Source organism: Bacillus sp. AM 13(2015) (assembly GCF_001518755.1).
In the GTDB taxonomy this organism is placed as follows: Bacteria; Bacillota; Bacilli; order Bacillales; family Bacillaceae; genus Bacillus; species Bacillus safensis.
This window is the reverse complement of sequence record NZ_LKCP01000094.1, coordinates 50050-65633: the sequence shown is the minus strand read 5'-3', so window position 1 is coordinate 65633 and position 15584 is coordinate 50050. Positions and strand designations below refer to the sequence as shown.

The 15584-nt window shown below is 42.5% G+C and carries 17 protein-coding genes and 1 pseudogene; 11 read left to right on the top strand and 7 right to left on the bottom strand.

What is annotated here, in order from left to right; genetic code table 11:
• Positions 1 to 167 precede the first annotated feature (167 nt).
• Positions 168 to 1040, bottom strand: a complete 873-nt coding sequence (gene speB / locus AOQ70_RS18640) for an agmatinase (protein ID WP_039182190.1) — start codon at positions 1038 to 1040, stop codon at positions 168 to 170.
• Positions 1041 to 1109: 69 nt separating this feature from the next.
• Positions 1110 to 1940, bottom strand: a complete 831-nt coding sequence (gene speE / locus AOQ70_RS18635; RefSeq protein ID WP_003214614.1) for a spermidine synthase — start codon at positions 1938 to 1940, stop codon at positions 1110 to 1112.
• A gap of 224 nt (positions 1941 to 2164) precedes the next feature.
• On the opposite strand from speE, the gene AOQ70_RS18630 reads away from it, so the two are divergent.
• Positions 2165 to 4234: a transglycosylase domain-containing protein gene (locus AOQ70_RS18630; protein ID WP_059377952.1), complete on the top strand. Its 2070-nt coding sequence runs from the start codon at positions 2165 to 2167 to the stop codon at positions 4232 to 4234.
• A 125-nt stretch (positions 4235 to 4359) separates the two neighbouring features.
• Here AOQ70_RS18630 and AOQ70_RS18625 read toward each other — a convergent pair whose 3' ends face one another.
• Both AOQ70_RS18625 and AOQ70_RS18620 read right to left on the bottom strand, forming a co-directional pair.
• Entirely contained in the window at positions 4360 to 4878 is a 519-nt protein-coding gene (locus AOQ70_RS18625) for a YwhD family protein (RefSeq protein WP_039182196.1), read from the bottom strand.
• A gap of 12 nt (positions 4879 to 4890) precedes the next feature.
• Positions 4891 to 5547 (bottom strand): site-2 protease family protein, encoded by a 657-nt coding sequence (locus tag AOQ70_RS18620; protein WP_371412193.1) that lies wholly within the window; start codon positions 5545 to 5547, stop codon positions 4891 to 4893.
• Between the two features lie 113 nt (positions 5548 to 5660).
• Here AOQ70_RS18620 and AOQ70_RS18615 point away from each other — a divergent pair, with 113 nt between their 5' ends.
• Positions 5661 to 5846: a 2-hydroxymuconate tautomerase gene (locus tag AOQ70_RS18615; RefSeq protein WP_003214939.1), complete on the top strand. Its 186-nt coding sequence runs from the start codon at positions 5661 to 5663 to the stop codon at positions 5844 to 5846.
• Between the two features lie 51 nt (positions 5847 to 5897).
• Here the strand turns inward: AOQ70_RS18615 and AOQ70_RS18610 are convergent.
• Positions 5898 to 6709 (bottom strand): annotated as a pseudogene (locus tag AOQ70_RS18610) (zinc-dependent metalloprotease).
• 369 nt (positions 6710 to 7078) lie between these two features.
• Here AOQ70_RS18610 and AOQ70_RS18605 point away from each other — a divergent pair.
• Positions 7079 to 8407, top strand: a complete 1329-nt coding sequence (locus AOQ70_RS18605; protein WP_059377951.1) for an LLM class flavin-dependent oxidoreductase — start codon at positions 7079 to 7081, stop codon at positions 8405 to 8407.
• Positions 8408 to 8446: 39 nt separating this feature from the next.
• Here the strand turns inward: AOQ70_RS18605 and AOQ70_RS18600 are convergent, their stop codons facing one another.
• Positions 8447 to 9331 (bottom strand): LysR family transcriptional regulator, encoded by an 885-nt coding sequence (locus tag AOQ70_RS18600; protein WP_059377949.1) that lies wholly within the window; start codon positions 9329 to 9331, stop codon positions 8447 to 8449.
• A 150-nt stretch (positions 9332 to 9481) separates the two neighbouring features.
• Here AOQ70_RS18600 and ssuE point away from each other — a divergent pair, with 150 nt between their 5' ends.
• The 8 genes from ssuE to AOQ70_RS18560 are packed head-to-tail and all read left to right on the top strand — an operon-like array spanning position 9482 to position 14988.
• Positions 9482 to 10033 carry an NADPH-dependent FMN reductase gene (ssuE, locus tag AOQ70_RS18595; protein WP_059377946.1) on the top strand — a complete coding sequence of 184 codons (552 nt, stop codon included), beginning with the start codon at positions 9482 to 9484 and terminating at the stop codon, positions 10031 to 10033.
• On the top strand, positions 10017 to 11042 hold the full coding sequence (locus AOQ70_RS18590; RefSeq protein ID WP_059377945.1) for an LLM class flavin-dependent oxidoreductase: 1026 nt from the start codon (positions 10017 to 10019) through the stop codon (positions 11040 to 11042). The genes ssuE and AOQ70_RS18590 overlap by 17 nt, the downstream gene beginning before the upstream one ends.
• Positions 11042 to 11296 carry a glutaredoxin family protein gene (locus AOQ70_RS18585; RefSeq protein WP_059377943.1) on the top strand — a complete coding sequence of 85 codons (255 nt, stop codon included), beginning with the start codon at positions 11042 to 11044 and terminating at the stop codon, positions 11294 to 11296. The genes AOQ70_RS18590 and AOQ70_RS18585 overlap by 1 nt, the downstream gene beginning before the upstream one ends.
• 26 nt (positions 11297 to 11322) lie before the next feature.
• A complete protein-coding gene (locus tag AOQ70_RS18580; RefSeq protein WP_058838526.1) occupies positions 11323 to 11886 on the top strand; it encodes a GNAT family N-acetyltransferase in 564 nt (187 codons plus the stop codon).
• 13 nt (positions 11887 to 11899) lie between these two features.
• Positions 11900 to 12661: an amino acid ABC transporter permease gene (locus tag AOQ70_RS18575; RefSeq protein ID WP_048237685.1), complete on the top strand. Its 762-nt coding sequence runs from the start codon at positions 11900 to 11902 to the stop codon at positions 12659 to 12661.
• A 17-nt stretch (positions 12662 to 12678) separates the two neighbouring features.
• The gene (locus AOQ70_RS18570) at positions 12679 to 13521 is read left to right on the top strand and encodes a transporter substrate-binding domain-containing protein (protein WP_059377941.1); all 843 of its coding nucleotides are present in this window, start codon (positions 12679 to 12681) and stop codon (positions 13519 to 13521) included.
• A gap of 16 nt (positions 13522 to 13537) precedes the next feature.
• Positions 13538 to 14248, top strand: a complete 711-nt coding sequence (locus tag AOQ70_RS18565; RefSeq protein WP_082700882.1) for an ABC transporter permease subunit — start codon at positions 13538 to 13540, stop codon at positions 14246 to 14248.
• Positions 14245 to 14988, top strand: coding sequence for an amino acid ABC transporter ATP-binding protein (locus tag AOQ70_RS18560; RefSeq protein WP_059377937.1), 744 nt, complete (start codon positions 14245 to 14247; stop codon positions 14986 to 14988). The genes AOQ70_RS18565 and AOQ70_RS18560 overlap by 4 nt, the downstream gene beginning before the upstream one ends.
• Positions 14989 to 15081: 93 nt before the next feature.
• On the opposite strand, the gene AOQ70_RS18555 is transcribed toward AOQ70_RS18560, so the two are convergent.
• Entirely contained in the window at positions 15082 to 15582 is a 501-nt protein-coding gene (locus AOQ70_RS18555; RefSeq protein WP_047202587.1) for a YwgA family protein, read from the bottom strand.
• Positions 15583 to 15584: the final 2 nt, after the last annotated feature.

Here is a 15584-nt window from a genome sequence, read left to right as displayed (position 1 = left end):
TGGATCGGCTGCGAGCTCTCGTTTCAGTGTGAGAAAGCCTGAAGCTAATACGCAAAAAGCGAGGGACACCATCAATATTGAAGAAAACATGAGCTGCCTCCTTTATGTTTGATCAATGTAAAAAAAGAGCTTGTCCACATGAGATGACAAGCTCCTCTATCAACTGATTATTTCACAAATCCAAGCAGCATTTCGCGTAAAAGCTTACTCGCTGTATTCGCTGTTTGGTCAGAATGATCATATACAGGTGCTACCTCGACTAGGTCTGCCCCGACTACTTGGACGTCAGATCCTGCAATCGCATGAATGGATGCAAGCAGCTCTTTTGATGTAATACCGCCAGCATCTACCGTTCCAGTACCAGGTGCATGGGCTGGGTCAAGTACATCAATATCGATCGTCACATATACTGGACGCCCTTTTAGCTTTGGCAATACTTGCTTCAATGGCTCCAGCACTTCAAATTTAGAAATGTGCATACCCGCTTCTTTTGCCCATTCAAATTCTTCTTTCATTCCAGAACGGATGCCGAAAGAGAATACATTTTCAGCTCCAATAAGTCCTGCAACTTTACGGATCGGTGTTGAATGTGAAAGTGGCTCACCCTCATATTCCTCACGAAGATCTGTATGTGCGTCCATATGGATGATGGCCAAATCAGGGTATTTCTTATACATCGCACGGAAAACCGGCCAAGACACAAGATGCTCGCCGCCCATTCCTAATGGAAACTTCCCTTTTTCTAAAATGCTGTCGACATACTCTTCAATTAAATCTAAGCTCTTTTGTGCATTCCCAAAAGGAAGTGGAATGTCACCCGCATCGAAGAATGGCACCTCGTGAAGCTCACGATCTAAATAAGGGCTGTATTCCTCTAAACCGATCGATACTTCACGAATGCGGTTCGGACCGAAACGTGAACCTGGGCGGTAGCTGACTGTCCAGTCCATCGGCATGCCGTATAAAATGACCTTTGCATCTTCCCATGTCGGATGACTTCCAATAAACACTTTTCCTGAATAAGCCTCGTCGAATCTCATGCAAGATTCCTCCTTTTACGCTTCAAAAAATGCGCAAACCGTCATTTGCGCATTTCCATTTCGCTCGATTTATTTGATTAAGTCGCTCACAAACTTCGGCAGAACGAATGCCGCTTTGTGCAATTCTTTTGTGTAATATTTCGTATCAATATCAAAGAAACGGCTGTCTTCTACAGCAAGTGGATCATATTTTTTAGAACCGATGGTGAATGTCCAAAGACCGCTTGGATACGTTGGAATATTCGCTGTGTAAAGCTTCGTAATTGGGAAAATTTCTTTTACATCACGCTGTACATTTGTAATCAGCTCAGGTGTGAACCAAGGGTTGTCCGTTTGTGCAACGAAAATACCGTCTTCTTTGAGTGCCTTTGAGATTCCTGCGTAAAATCCTTTAGAGAATAGGTTCACAGCTGGTCCAACTGGCTCAGTTGAGTCCACCATGATCACATCATACTCGTTGTCAGCTTCAGCAATGTGCATAAAACCGTCTCCGACTTTGACATCTACACGAGGATCGTCTAATTTCCCAGCAATAGAAGGAAGGAATTTTTTCGAGTATTCGATGACCTTTCCGTCAATATCAACAAGTGTCGCTTTTTTCACACTTGGGTGTTTGAGAATCTCACGAATAACACCGCCGTCTCCTCCACCTACGACAAGAACATTTTCCGGGTTTGGATGAGTGAAAAGAGGAACATGAGCCACCATTTCGTGGTATACAAACTCATCTTTCTCAGATGTCATCACCATGCCGTCTAAAAACAGCATATTGCCAAACTCTTCTGTTTCCACCATTTCTAAATGCTGAAAGTCTGTTTGTTCTGTGTGAAGGGTTTTGTTCACCTTCAATGTAATACCAAAATTCTTCGTTTGCTTCTCTGTATACCAAAGTTCGCTCATTGTTCATCTTCCTCTCATCCAATAATAAACAAACATCTATTGTTAGCGCCTTTTATCGGCTTTGACTATATCGATTGTCCAAGAAAAAAGTATAGTGGATTCATATCAAATTGTAAAGAACCGCATGAGTTCTCTTCATTTTTTAAAGCGCTCCTGCAATCGTTTGTTTAAAACGGTTTTCTTTGTTCCATACTGATAAAAAACCGTCAAAATGGGGGCTTTGCATGGACACAATCATGAGTAATAAAAAAATCCGCATGACCGTGAAAACGATTCGAGCCTGTTTTTTTATCGGCTTGCTCGCTTTTCTATTTGCAGGCACTGTCTTTTTGACGATTCTATTAATAGCTAAATGGCAAGGTGCCCCTTCTGTTCAAGTTCCCCAATCCACGACCATTTATGCAGCTGATGGGTCAAAGCTTGGAGAATCCAGTTTTGGAGAAAAGAGATATTGGGTGCCATTAAAGGATATGTCTCCTCATATGAGACAGGCTGTTGTGGCTGTTGAGGATAAAACCTTTTATGAGCATCATGGCTTTGATGTGAAACGCATGGCAGGTGCTGCGGTGGCCGATATTCGTGCCATGGCTAAGGTACAAGGTGCCAGCACGATCACCCAGCAGTATGCACGAAATCTGTATTTAGATCATGATAAAACGTGGAAGCGGAAGTGGAATGAAGCCTTTTACACGATTCGTTTAGAGCAAAACTATACAAAAGATGAGATTTTAGAAGGATACTTGAACACCATTTATTATGGTCACGGAGCGTACGGTGTGGAAGCAGCGTCACGTCTGTATTTCGGGAAAAAAGCAAAGAACTTAACCCTCGCTGAATCTGCCCTTCTTGCCGGTATCCCAAAGGGGCCTTCTCTCTATTCCCCTTATGTGAATGAGGAGAAAGCCGGCGCAAGAAAGAATATGATTTTGAGACAAATGCAAGAGGATGGCATGATTACGAAAAAAGCAGCCAATGACGCTGCGAAAGAAAAGCTGTCCTATCGCCCTTTGCAGAAGAAGCAGCTGCAAGCAAAGCAAGCCCCATATTTTTATGACGATGTGATTCGAGAGTTGAAACAAAGCTTGGGGTTAACAGAGGAACAGATCGAAACCTATGGACTTCATATCCAAACGACCCTTAATCCAAAATTACAGAAAATCGCAGAAAAGACGTTAAAAAACACGATGGATTCCAAATCAGATATCCAAATTGGCTTTGCCGCCATCCATCCTCAAACAGGCCATGTACTTGCCCTCATAGGTGGGAGAGATTATGAGAAAAGTCCATTCAACCGGGTGACACAAGCAAAAAGGCAGCCCGGTTCAACCATGAAACCCCTTCTTTATTACATTGCCTTGCAAAACGGGTTTACACCCGCAACCGTCATGCGCAGTGAGGAAACGGTGTTTGAACTGGATGATCAAGGCAGCGGTGCGGCTTATTCACCAAGCAATTATCACGGCTATTACGCCAATGACGGCATTACAATGCTACAAGCTTTAGCGCTGTCTGATAATATTTACGCTGTAAAGACCCATCTATTTTTAGGAATGGAGCAGCTTGTACGTGCTGGCAAGACATTTGGAATCAAGGAGAAACTAGATCAAGTACCATCTCTTGCTCTAGGCACGTCTCCTGTGAAACCCATTGAAATGACCAACGCTTACGCCATGCTCGTCAATGGCGGAAAACGCGTCAAACCAACCTTTATTACGAAAGTAACCGACGCAAAAGGCAATGTGCTTTTTGAAGAGAAACAAAAACGAGAACAAATCCTCGATGAAAAAGCAGCCTTTGTCACCACCGATATGATGTCAGGAATGTTCAACGATCAATTAAACGGCTATACGAGTGTCACTGGCCGCACCATAATAAAGGACCTTACACGAACATACGGAGGAAAATCCGGGACAACAGGAGCCGACAGCTGGATGATCGGCTTCTCTCCCCAGCTCGTCACAGGTGTATGGACTGGCTATGATAAAGGCCGCACCATTGACTCAGTCGAAGAAACGGCCTATGCGAAAAAAATATGGGCTTCCTTTATGGAATCAGCCCTCTCGAAGCAGCCAGCCTCCTCCTTCATGCCGCCTGACGGTGTCAAAGGGATATATATCAATCCAAAAACTGGCGATCTCGCAGGACCAGGCTGTGAATCAAAGGTATTCACCTATTTTATAGAAGGAACAGAGCCGACAGGTGTCTGCTATGGTGCTGAGGACAAAGCCTCTGAGCAGGAACCAGTTCAAGATCAAAAGCCAAAGAAATGGTGGGAAAAGTGGCTGAAACGTTAAAAAAAGACATGAAAAACCCCGAGATCTGCATCTCGGGATTCTCCATGTCCTAGCTTTAACACCAGTTTACTCAAAAAACGGATGGATTTGGTAGTGATCCGCCATTCTTCACAAAAATTTCACAATTATTCAGGGACAGCCAATCCTTCTTTTAATTCATCTGTCGATGCGTCCCATAGTGCTTCATTATGACCCTTTAAGAAATCAGCCAGCACCTTTTTGGATACGTCATCCATATGACTCACGACGATTTTTCGCTTCATCGATTTATCCATTAAATTCACATGCTCTGGAAGTGACTTATACCCGCGGCGAATCGAACGGTCAACGGTCATTTCACAAGCCGTCACACCTGCATAATAAGGCCCTTCTTCTCTGCGGTCAATCGTCACCCATACGAGCCAATAAGGCTTTCCGTTCGGTACCTCTTCTTTTGTTTTCAAAAATTTAATTCCTTTTTCGACGGCACTTCTTGCATGCATGGCACCAATATCAATGACAGCTTCCTTTTCCTCTACATCAATGATGACTGGCGAGATATTATCAAGGCTGAGTGCACCTGCCCCAAAGCCTCCATGTCCGTCGGTTGCATCTGTTTTTTTAATGATGTTAAAACCAATTGGTTTCTTCTTTTTACCTTCCATTCATTAAACCTCCTAAAGCAGCGGCTTCAAAATAAGATTAAACCAGTATATGATTTGATCCCGCATTCCGATCAATGGACCAAACACAAACTGACCCAGCGGTGTGATCACGAATATGAGAAAAATAATGATCCCATATTGTTCAAATTGCGTCATTTTCGCACGAATACTAGGACTGACGACGTCCTCAATGATACGATATCCATCAAGCGGCGGAAGCGGCAATAAGTTAAATAGGAACAAGATGACGTTTAAGTTAATAAAGATCTGGAAGAAATAATCGACTCCCGGCTCAAAACGCATGATCCATTCCCCGCCAAACTTCTGAAGAAGCACATACACAAGAAAGCCCAAAAACGCCAGCACTAAGTTACTTAATGGTCCAGCAATAGAGACACAAATCCCTGCTAAACGCGGTTTTTTAAAATGGTAACGATTCACTGGTACAGGTCTCGCCCAGCCAAACCCGGCCACAAAGATCAAAATCGTCCCGAAAATATCGAGATGCTTCAGTGGATTTAACGTCAGTCTCCCTTGATTCTTAGCCGTCGGGTCTCCGAAACGGTACGCAACATATGCATGTGCCAGCTCGTGCATCGTAAATGCAACAACAAGCGTAATGGCGACATATGGAATAAGTTCTAATGGATAAACAAGAAATTGGTTCAAAGGCATGAATCCCTCTTTCTTTCTATACAATGATTTACTTCATTCAGTATACTATAAGAAGTCCCTTAAACTAAAGGGAAGCGTAGCATTAAAGGAAAAAGGAGGTTTTCGCCATGCCGATTGTCACCGTACAAATGCTTGAAGGAAGAACAGACGAGCAAAAAAGAGCGCTTGTGGAGAAAGTCACTGATGCTGTTGTTGAAACAACAGGCGCAGGTGCAGAAAAAGTCTCTGTTATTATTGAAGAAATGAAAAAAGAACACTATGCCGTAGCAGGAAAGCGAATGAGCGACCTGTAAGCATATAAAAAAGGACAAACCCATATGGTGTTTGTCCTTTTGTCTTCTTTCTTATCTGTACCAAGCTTTATTACGGTTCACTTGATTTTTATGAGCCGCATCAAAGTAGTCAACTGTGTAGGAATAATCATAATTCATTAAGCAGACAATGCCGCTTCCTTGAGGGTCATGCGGTAAGCCAAAGTTATGGCCGTATTCATGTGTAGCCGCTTTTGCTGTATTCGCTGTTCCTTGGTCAAGGTTCACGGCGAATGCACTTCCGCTTGGTGCACTATTGTAGACATAAGCGATTCCGCCAGCATCAAAGTTTGATTGTCTGTAAATCCAGTGACAAAGTCGTATCCTCTGCCATCAAAGCTGCGCGCAAGGTTGGAAAGAATTTGTGATGAATTTGATCCCGAAGACGTCCAAGATCCTACTGCTTGTACGACAAAGTCCACATCATGATCACGGTTAAACGTGACATCTGCTTGTTCGATGATGTTGACAATCCGTGTTTGCCAGTCACTATATTTCGCACGATACTGCGCATCAGCAACCGCATAGACAGTGACCTTCTGACTGCCTGTACTTGCTTTTGTTGAAATTGAATCTCCTGTATTGGCTTTAAAGGTTCTTGAGCCTACCTGCTTACCAGACTCATCTAATACCTTTGTTGTCACATCTCGTTCAATTGGAGGTGCTGCCGTCAAATCTTTAAAACTGTTTGCTTTTGGCAACCCCTCACCAATATGGGTTTCGAACGGCGCATGACCATGATCATGCCCATGACCAGCACTCGCTACTGGTGCTGAAGCTGAACTTACTCCCGGTAACAAACTACCTACCAATAAAAATGACAAAAAGACTGAACGCTTTTTCATTCCTATCCCTCCTTTGTTTTTCACAAAGTTATATATTCACTGAAAATTCACCATTTTCCTTCTCTTCAGTCAAAAACAGGGAATTAGATGCACAGAAAAAAGTCGAATTACGTCATTTTCACTAATTTTTCAGATATTTTGACACACATTTCATCGAAAAATAGCGCTTTTGGTACGGGTCATTTACTTCGTAAACATCCATGTTTTTAAGAAATCATATCATGGACCTAACGACACATCTGAAAGAAAAAAAATGATATTAGAAAAGATAAAGTCACACTTTACTGATACCAATTATACTTCTCTGCGGTTCTGCCTTATGATGAAGAACATAAAACATTGCTACCTCAAACAGAAGGGACGATCGGCATGACTGGAAAAAAGCACATACAATTTGGATTAATGTTACATGGCCCAGGGGGTCACATGAATGCATGGAAGGATGAATCGGTTCCAGCAGATGCAAGTGTTAACATTGATTATTATCAAGCGATGACAAAAAAGGCAGAATCAGCGGGTTTCCGTTTTGTTTTTGTTGCAGATGGTTTATATATCCACGAACATTCAATTCCTCATTTCTTGAATCGATTTGAACCATTAACCATCTTATCTGCGCTTGCCACAGTCACCAAACAGATTGGACTTGTGGGTACTGTATCCACTTCATACAGTGAGCCCTTTACCATTGCCAGACAATTTGCTTCCTTGGACAAATTAAGTAAAGGCCGGGCAGGCTGGAATGTTGTGACTTCCCCATTAGAGGGCTCTGCTGAAAATCACATCATCCGTTCGCACCCAAGCCACTCACTTCGATATGAAATTGCAGAAGAGTACTTACATGTAGTGAACGGGCTTTGGAGCTCATGGGAAGAAGATGCTTTTGTAAGGGATCGTTCAACGGGGGTTTTCTTCGATCGAGATAAATTGCACACTTTAAACCATCATGGAAAACACTTTTCTGTCAAAGGTCCTTTAAATATTGAACGCTCTGAACAAGGGCAGCCCGTGATTTTCCAGGCAGGCGCTTCAGAGGCTGGAAAAGATCTAGCCGCAAAAGAAGCAGACGCTGTATTTACAAATGCCGATTCACTCGAAAAGGCAAAAGCCTATTACCGCGACGTGAAAAATAGAGCCGAGGCGTTTGGTCGAAAACCATCTGATATTAAAATATTCCCTGGCATCCACCCGATTACAGGGAAAACAGTCGAAGAAGCAGAAGAAAAATATGAAGCCATTAAACATCTAGTCTCTATTGAAGAAGCTCTGCATTATCTGGGCCGATTCTTTGACCACTTGGACTTCAGTCAATTCCCGCTTGATGGACCTTTTCCGGATATAGGTGACGCTGGGTCAAACAGCTTCCAATCCACAACAGATTCCATTAAGAAAATGGCCAAAGAACAAAACCTGACCTTAAGAGAAGTCGCTTTACAAGTGACCACGCCTAAAAGTGCCTTTTTCGGCACTTATGAACAAGTAGCTGACAAATTAATTCAATGGATCGAAGAGGATGCCGCAGATGGATTTATTTTTGGCGCTCCGATTTTAGCTAGTGGTTTATCCGAATGGACGGAACACGTCATTCCGATATTAGTCGAAAGAGGATATTACGATCCAAATTATCCAGCTCATACCCTTCGCGAAAACTTAGGCCTGCCCATTAAGAAGAATCAATTTCTGAAACAAACAGTGAAATAAACTTGAAAGAGGGGCTAGCATATGGGCTAACCCCTCTTTTTATGATGGTTGGTGCAATCGACTTTCAATGAGATCAATGAACTGGAGCACAGCTCTACCAGGCGTATCATTTGTTTTCCTCAATAGACCAACTGGCGGGGAAACTTGAATGCCCTTTATTTCTAATACCTTCGTACCGGGGAGTGTAAAAGAATGAGCCGTTCGTGTAAACAGAGAAACTCCTAAGCCCGCCTGAACATAATGTTTATGGGACATGCTACTAGTAATCTCTAATTTCTTATAATTTGTCCCAATGCCATCGACGATTTGTTGTTCAATTTGAATGCGAATGGGGCAATTGTGAGGTGTGAATAGTATAGTCTCATTTTCTAAATCAGTTACCTCCACTGCCTCTTTTTCCGCCAATCGATGGGAAGACGGGACCAGCAGGACGATATCATCTTGAAAAAGCGGCTTATAGCTATTTTCCATCGAAGCTTCTGGTGCGCCGCAAATCGCAAAATCAATCTCATCATGGGAAAGCAAGGAACTCAATGTATTCGCATCTGCTACTTGCACAGAAAATTCTACATTCGGAAACCTTTCCTTGAATTCTGCAAGGAGCGCCGGGAACTCTAAACTGGCAGTAGGCTCAGAAACACCGATGCGAATTAATCCCGCAATGCCCACTTCTAAATCTTGGAGCGTTTTCGTCAGTTTCTCATATTCATTGAGTAAAGAATTGGCTCTTTCATAAAAAAGCTGTCCTGATGCTGTTAACTTTAAGGTCTTACCTCTCTCTAGAAGCTTCTCTCCAATCTCCTCTTCTAAATGCTTGATGTGCAAGGTAATGGTTGGCTGAGAATAATTCAGTGCTTCTGCTGCTTTTAAAAAATTCCCATATTTCACGATGGTGGCAAAGGTGCGGATCGCACGAATCTCCATAAAAACCCCTCTTTTCTCTATATTTTAAATAACTGAATCGTGTATTTATGATTACTAATTATACTTTTCAATTGGTTTGCCTTATTATAATTTATATTATCAACTATTCCAAGTTGTTTAGAAGGAATTATGTGAAATGGAGGAGACAAATTGACGAAAGTAACGATTATAGCAGGCGGACATTCCGTCCAATCTCGATTAACCGGTGTACTGCAGCATGTTCAGCAGCATTTAACGATCAATGGAATCGATGTACATATCATTCAAGTTCACCAGCTGCCTAGCAGCGCACTAATACGTGCGGACTTTTCAAACGAAGAAATTGTCAAGGCCATTGAACTTGTGAATGAGAGTGACGGTGTCATTGTGTTAACGCCTGTCTACAAAGCGTCATTTTCCGGTATTTTAAAAACGTTTTTAGATTTACTTCCACAGAAAGCGTTGCAAGGAAAACCCGTCCTTCCGTTCGTTTTAGGAGGAACCTACGGTCACCTGCTCGTCATTGAATATGCTCTTAAACCGATTATTCATCAACTTGGTGCAACGGTTGTTCAATCTGGCGTGTATGTCGTGGATCAGCAGGTCACAAAGCAGGAATCAGGTGATTATTTACTTGATTCAGATGCCATAAACAGGTTAAACCTCGCATTATCTCAATATCAAAGTCTGATAGGAGGAACAGCCAATGTCGTTCACCCTTAGTATTCTTGATCAAAGCCTTGTCGGTGAAAACGAGAACGCAGAGACGGGCATTCAGCATACTGTCAGATTGGCTGAAGCAGCGGATCAGCTTGGCTATCACAGGTTTTGGGTGTCTGAACATCACAATAACCCTCAAGTAGCAGGTTCTTCCCCTGAAGCTCTTGCCGGCTATCTCTTAGCAAAAACAAACAACATACGCATTGGATCTGGCGGTGTGATGCTTCAGCATTACAGTCCGTTTAAGGTGGCTGAAACATTTCACGTCCTGGCATCATTAGCGCCTGGAAGGGTCGATTTAGGTGTTGGGAAAGCACCGGGAGGACTGAACCTATCGACACAAGCTCTTCAGGAAGATTATCAGGCATCACGGAAGGATTTTTCTCAAAAATTAGTGGATCTCAACACCTATCTAACGGAACACACAAATGACTTGAATGCTCAGCCCATCCCGCGCATATCACCTGACATCTTCCTTTTAGGGGGAAGTACGGAGAGTGCTGAATTCGCAGCAAAACTTGGTATCTCCTTTGTGTTTGCCTTCTTTATTAATGGAGATGAAGCCTTATTAAAAGAAGCAAGAGAGACCTTCCAAACATATCAGAAAGCGGGCACCCGCCAGCAGTTCCTTCTTGCCATCACCGTTTCTGTAGCTGAAGATCACGAACAGGCACTCTCGCACATCAAACAAAAGGAAACAGTAAAGGTCTCCTTTTCCGATGGAAGAAAGCTGAATGTCACATCGTTAGAGGATGCAGAAAAACTGGTGAAAGAAACGGAGAAGGAACACTACAACATTCACGTACAAAAAACAGGCTACACCGCCGGCACAAAAGAAACCGTTCATCACAGGCTGACTGAGCTATCCGAGTCTTACGATATCAATGAATTCATCGTGCTGTCGCCGATCGTAGATATTGATAAAAGGATCACGTCTATTACTTTATTAAAAGAAGCACTTGATCAAGAACAAACAAACCAAAAACCAATCAATCAAGAGGTGAACGTCTAATGTCAAATAGTCAAAAAATCATTTTATGGAGCAAAAATGGATGCAGTTATTGCAAGGACATTCAATCCTACTTCAACGAACAGCAGATTCCTTTTTCAACGATTGATGTCACAGAGCATGACGATTACAGAAACATTTTAGAAGCAAAATACGGTGTCCGCTATGTGCCTGTAGTTGAGATCAGCCATGATTCCCACGTGTATCAAGCATTGCTGAATCCAGATATCGAGACTTTAAGAAAAGCGTTAATCTGACATTACATTTTGAATGGAGGTTTGTCATGAGTCGAGATATTTTTCGCATCGCTACCGAAGAAGATGCACCAGCTTTTTTAGAATTGCTGTCCAGTGCATTTAAACCGCTTGGTGAAATGGGCATCGATTGGCCATCCACGAACGCCACACTTGAAATGGTCACAGAAAATATTAAACAGTCCGCTGCCGTTGTATTAGAACGAGACGGCCGGCTCATATCTACCATCACCATACGTTTTCCTTGGGAAAGCACTGAGCCGGTCTCAGGCTATCCATTTGTTTGGTGGTTTGCGACAGCTCCTGATTTAGCCGGTCAAGGGATTGGAAATAAGCTGCTCGATTATGTAGAAAACACCTTGCTTAGGCAGACATATAAAGCGCCTGCATATACACTGGGCACTTCTGGCCGGAAACACCCTTGGCTTTTAGAGATGTACGAACGAAAAGGATATACAAAATATATTGAACGCGAGGCTGAAAATGGAGATTTAGGTGTTTTGATGTATAAAGTGCTTATCCCTGAACGCTTTGATCCAGACATTCTAGGGACACCACCCGCAGAAGAAAAAGTCGAAACGACTTCTACATAGGAGGTGATTCAACGTGGGTGAGTTTTTCAAATGGGAGTACGTGGTCACACTCTTTCCTAAAGTATTATCAGCCCTTCCAACGACCTTGCTGATTGTTTTATTTGCCACTTTGATTGGCAGCTTTCTTGGATTCATCCTTGCTTATTTTCGAATTGAGCGCATTCCTGTTCTGCACCAACTCAGTGCAGTCTATGTCTCTTTTATTCGCGGAACGCCTATTCTGGTTCAAATGTTTATTGTCTTTTATGGTCTGCCAGGTGTGCTCGCAGCAATTGGCCTTGATATCTCCATGTGGAACAAATTGATCTTTCTTTATATTACATATGGACTCAATACAGCTGCCTACTTTTCAGAAATATTCCGATCAGCCTTATCAAGTGTCCCAGCATCTCAATATGAAGCGGCTGCCTCAATTGGGCTGACGAAATGGCAGATTTATAGAAGGACGCTCATTCCTCAAGCAGGTAGAATCGCGCTCCCGAATATTGGCGTAGCCATTGTCAACTTATTACAAAATACCTCCCTCGCCTTCACATTGGGCGTGATGGATATTATAGGAAAGGTTCAAACATTAGGGGCTTTATACTATCGCGTATTAGAAGGATACTTTATTGCTGCCGTCATTTTTATTTTGTTAAGTCTGCTGCTGGAAAAAGCGTTTGACCTATTGGAAAAACAGATCAATACACCGAAAACAAGAAAACAGCGTCAGACGACATTCGTTTCCTTAAAAAGACCCGAAACGGCTTTCACAGTAGAAAAGCGTGCGAAGTAAAACGAGGAGGATTTCACATGAAAAATAACAAACAATTCAAAAAACATTACATCATCGGTCTGCTTACACTTGGCTCATTGTTGCTTGCTGCCTGCGGAAATGCAGAACAATCGAGTGGAAACAAAGCGGAAGCAGCGAATAATGATCCAGATGCGAAAGAAATCATCGTTGGCACAGGGAACGCTTATCAGCCTTTCGTTTACTTAGATGAAAACGGTCAACTAACAGGCTATGAGAAGGCTGTATTAGATGAAGTGGATCAGCTGCTTCCACAATATAAGTTTAAATATGAATCCTTCGAATTTAAAAATATTCTGCCCGCTTTAGATGCTGGCAAAGTAGATCTCGCTGCCCATCAATATGAAATCAATGATGAGCGCCAGAAGAAGTATCTATTTGGAAAAGTTGGCTACACAGATTATACAAGCTATGTGGTTGTTGATAAAGCCTCCGGTCATGATTTTCAAAGCCTTCACGATTTGGCTGGACACAAAGTGCACACCTCTACAGGTAGTAATTTCGCTTATCTTCTTGAGCAATATAACAAAAAGCATGATCGGAAAATTGACATTGTCTACGGAGATGGCGGGAACGAGATTCTCGTCAAAAACCTTCAAAATGGCACAGTCGATGCGGCCCTGCTCACAAAGTATGACGTCAACAAGCTAAACAAACAATTTAATGCCAATCTAGTCACCTCTGGAAAGCCTGTAAACGTATCTAAAACGTATTATCTTTATCAAAAAAACAATACGAAACTTCAAAAAGACATTGATCAAGCATTACAAAAACTAATCGATAACGGCAAGCTCGCTGAATTGTCTAAGAAAATATTGGGCGGAGACTTTACTACATCATAAGAAAGGAGCGATCTGAGTGGATTTTGATGTTGCCTTTATGCTGCAGGCCTTTATAGCCGCACTTCATTATTTGCCAACGACATTGCTATTAGGCTTTCTCCCGCTATTATTTGGCTCTGTCTTTGGATTTGGTATTGCCCTTATCCGTTTTTATCAGGTGCCTGTATTGTCTCCCTTGTTCAAATGGTTTGTGGCTATTTTTAAAGCAATTCCGGTTGTCCTGATTTTGCTCGTATCTTATCTGCTTTTTTCCGATACACTGGACCATTTGGCTGCATCTCTTTCTCTTCAGATTCGTTTCAGTGATTTGGACAGACGATGGATTGCCATTTTCGCCCTTACTTTATATGCCGTAAGCGGGTTATCTGAAATATTTCGAAGCTCTCTCGCATCTATTCCAAAGGGACAATTCGATGCTGCTCTATCCGTTGGTTTCACCAGCAGACAGGTTTTAAGAAGGGTCATCATACCGCAAGTCTTTCCCATCTCCCTTCCAATGCTGAACAACATGCTGATCAGTTTAATCAAAGCCTCTTCTCTCGTTTCTATGGTGTCTGTGGTCGATATTTTAAACGGCGCTTTAATTAAAGCCAATGTGAACTATCGTTATCTTGAAGCATACATCGCCGTTGCCCTGATTTACTGGGCCCTGTGTGCCTCTATCGAAGCCATTACAGCCGGATATGAGAAATATGGACACAAAAACAAAAGGAGACGATTGGCATGATTGCTATCAAACAGGTGCATAAAGCGTTCGGTAAAAATCAGATTCTGAGAGGAATTGATTTAACGGTAGAAAGAGGCGAAGTGGTCGTCATTTTAGGTCCGAGCGGTTCTGGAAAATCAACCTTTCTGCGATGCTTGAATTTTCTTGAGCGTGCAGATCAAGGAGAAATCAGCATTGATCACACGACCGTCAAGTTCAATCAAGCAAGGCCTAAAGACATTCTCGCACTTCGCAGAAAAACCGCCATGGTCTTTCAGCAATACGATCTATTTCTTCATAAAACAGCACTTGAAAACGTCATGGAAGGTTTAGTCATTGCCCGTAAACAACCAAAAGATCAAGCCTATGACACAGCTCTCCAATTACTCACAAAGGTCGGATTACTAGAGAAAAAGGATGCCTATCCACATCAATTATCTGGCGGACAGCAGCAGCGAGTCGGCATTGCACGGGCACTGGCTTTGAATCCAGAAGTCATTTTATTCGACGAACCGACCTCTGCATTAGATCCAGAACTTGTAGGAGAAACGCTTGATGTCATTAAACAGGTAGCACAAACCGGGGTCACCATGATCATCGTCACCCACGAGATGAGCTTTGCCTATGATATTGCTGACAGGGTGATTTTCATGGAGGATGGAGTCATCGTCGAATCAGGTACGCCGGAAGAAGTCTTTGAACAGACGAAAGAAGAACGTACAAAACAATTTTTAGCAAGATTCTCTTATCACCATTCATAAAATACAAGTCGATCCATGCGGTCGGCTTGTTTCTGTACAAAAATAAAAACCAGTCTGTTCTAGCCATCAGCCATCACATACTGGTTCTTCTCGTTAGTTCAATTCCTTCAACTGATCAATATAAGCAAGGGCAGCCTCAAATTCTTCGTCCGTATAACGCTGCTTGCTTTTAATGGTGAAGACCTTTTCCTTTATCTCATCTTCTGGCAGGTCATCAAAATATAAAATCGTTGAGACAAGCTCTAGGAAACGGGACGATTGCTCGTTCATCTGGTGCGTCAGCGCTTTGAGGTCAGGCATGTCCACTTCACATTGATCGAGAAACTCTTTCCCATTGTCCGTCAGCGAATAGCGATATTGATAGTATCCGCCCTTTTTTTCCTTCATTTCGTCCAAGAATCCAAGGTTGCACAGCTCTTCAATTCTGAGCGTCAACTCCTCTGAATAGGGGCCATAAAAATGAAAATCGTATTTCTCGTAAAAAGGCAAATTTAGCTTTTTTGCTATGTAAATCATCTTTTGCAGCTTCTTCCGTCCAACGATTTCCCCTGATTCAGAGAATACCTTCATCAACTTTGCATGCTCTTTCAACAAAT

What these genes read in the sequence shown, in the direction of transcription:
- speB (WP_039182190.1), bottom strand. Translation starts at nt 1,040, where the DNA reads ATGAGATTCGACGAGGCTTATTCAGGAAAAGTGTTTATTGGAAGTCAT.
- speE (WP_003214614.1), bottom strand. Translation starts at nt 1,940, where the DNA reads ATGAGCGAACTTTGGTATACAGAGAAGCAAACGAAGAATTTTGGTATT.
- AOQ70_RS18630 (WP_059377952.1), top strand. Translation starts at nt 2,165, where the DNA reads ATGGACACAATCATGAGTAATAAAAAAATCCGCATGACCGTGAAAACG.
- AOQ70_RS18625 (WP_039182196.1), bottom strand. Translation starts at nt 4,878, where the DNA reads ATGGAAGGTAAAAAGAAGAAACCAATTGGTTTTAACATCATTAAAAAA.
- AOQ70_RS18615 (WP_003214939.1), top strand. Translation starts at nt 5,661, where the DNA reads ATGCCGATTGTCACCGTACAAATGCTTGAAGGAAGAACAGACGAGCAA.
- AOQ70_RS18605 (WP_059377951.1), top strand. Translation starts at nt 7,079, where the DNA reads ATGACTGGAAAAAAGCACATACAATTTGGATTAATGTTACATGGCCCA.
- AOQ70_RS18600 (WP_059377949.1), bottom strand. Translation starts at nt 9,331, where the DNA reads ATGGAGATTCGTGCGATCCGCACCTTTGCCACCATCGTGAAATATGGG.
- AOQ70_RS18590 (WP_059377945.1), top strand. Translation starts at nt 10,017, where the DNA reads ATGTCGTTCACCCTTAGTATTCTTGATCAAAGCCTTGTCGGTGAAAAC.
- AOQ70_RS18585 (WP_059377943.1), top strand. Translation starts at nt 11,042, where the DNA reads ATGTCAAATAGTCAAAAAATCATTTTATGGAGCAAAAATGGATGCAGT.
- AOQ70_RS18580 (WP_058838526.1), top strand. Translation starts at nt 11,323, where the DNA reads ATGAGTCGAGATATTTTTCGCATCGCTACCGAAGAAGATGCACCAGCT.
- AOQ70_RS18570 (WP_059377941.1), top strand. Translation starts at nt 12,679, where the DNA reads ATGAAAAATAACAAACAATTCAAAAAACATTACATCATCGGTCTGCTT.
- AOQ70_RS18560 (WP_059377937.1), top strand. Translation starts at nt 14,245, where the DNA reads ATGATTGCTATCAAACAGGTGCATAAAGCGTTCGGTAAAAATCAGATT.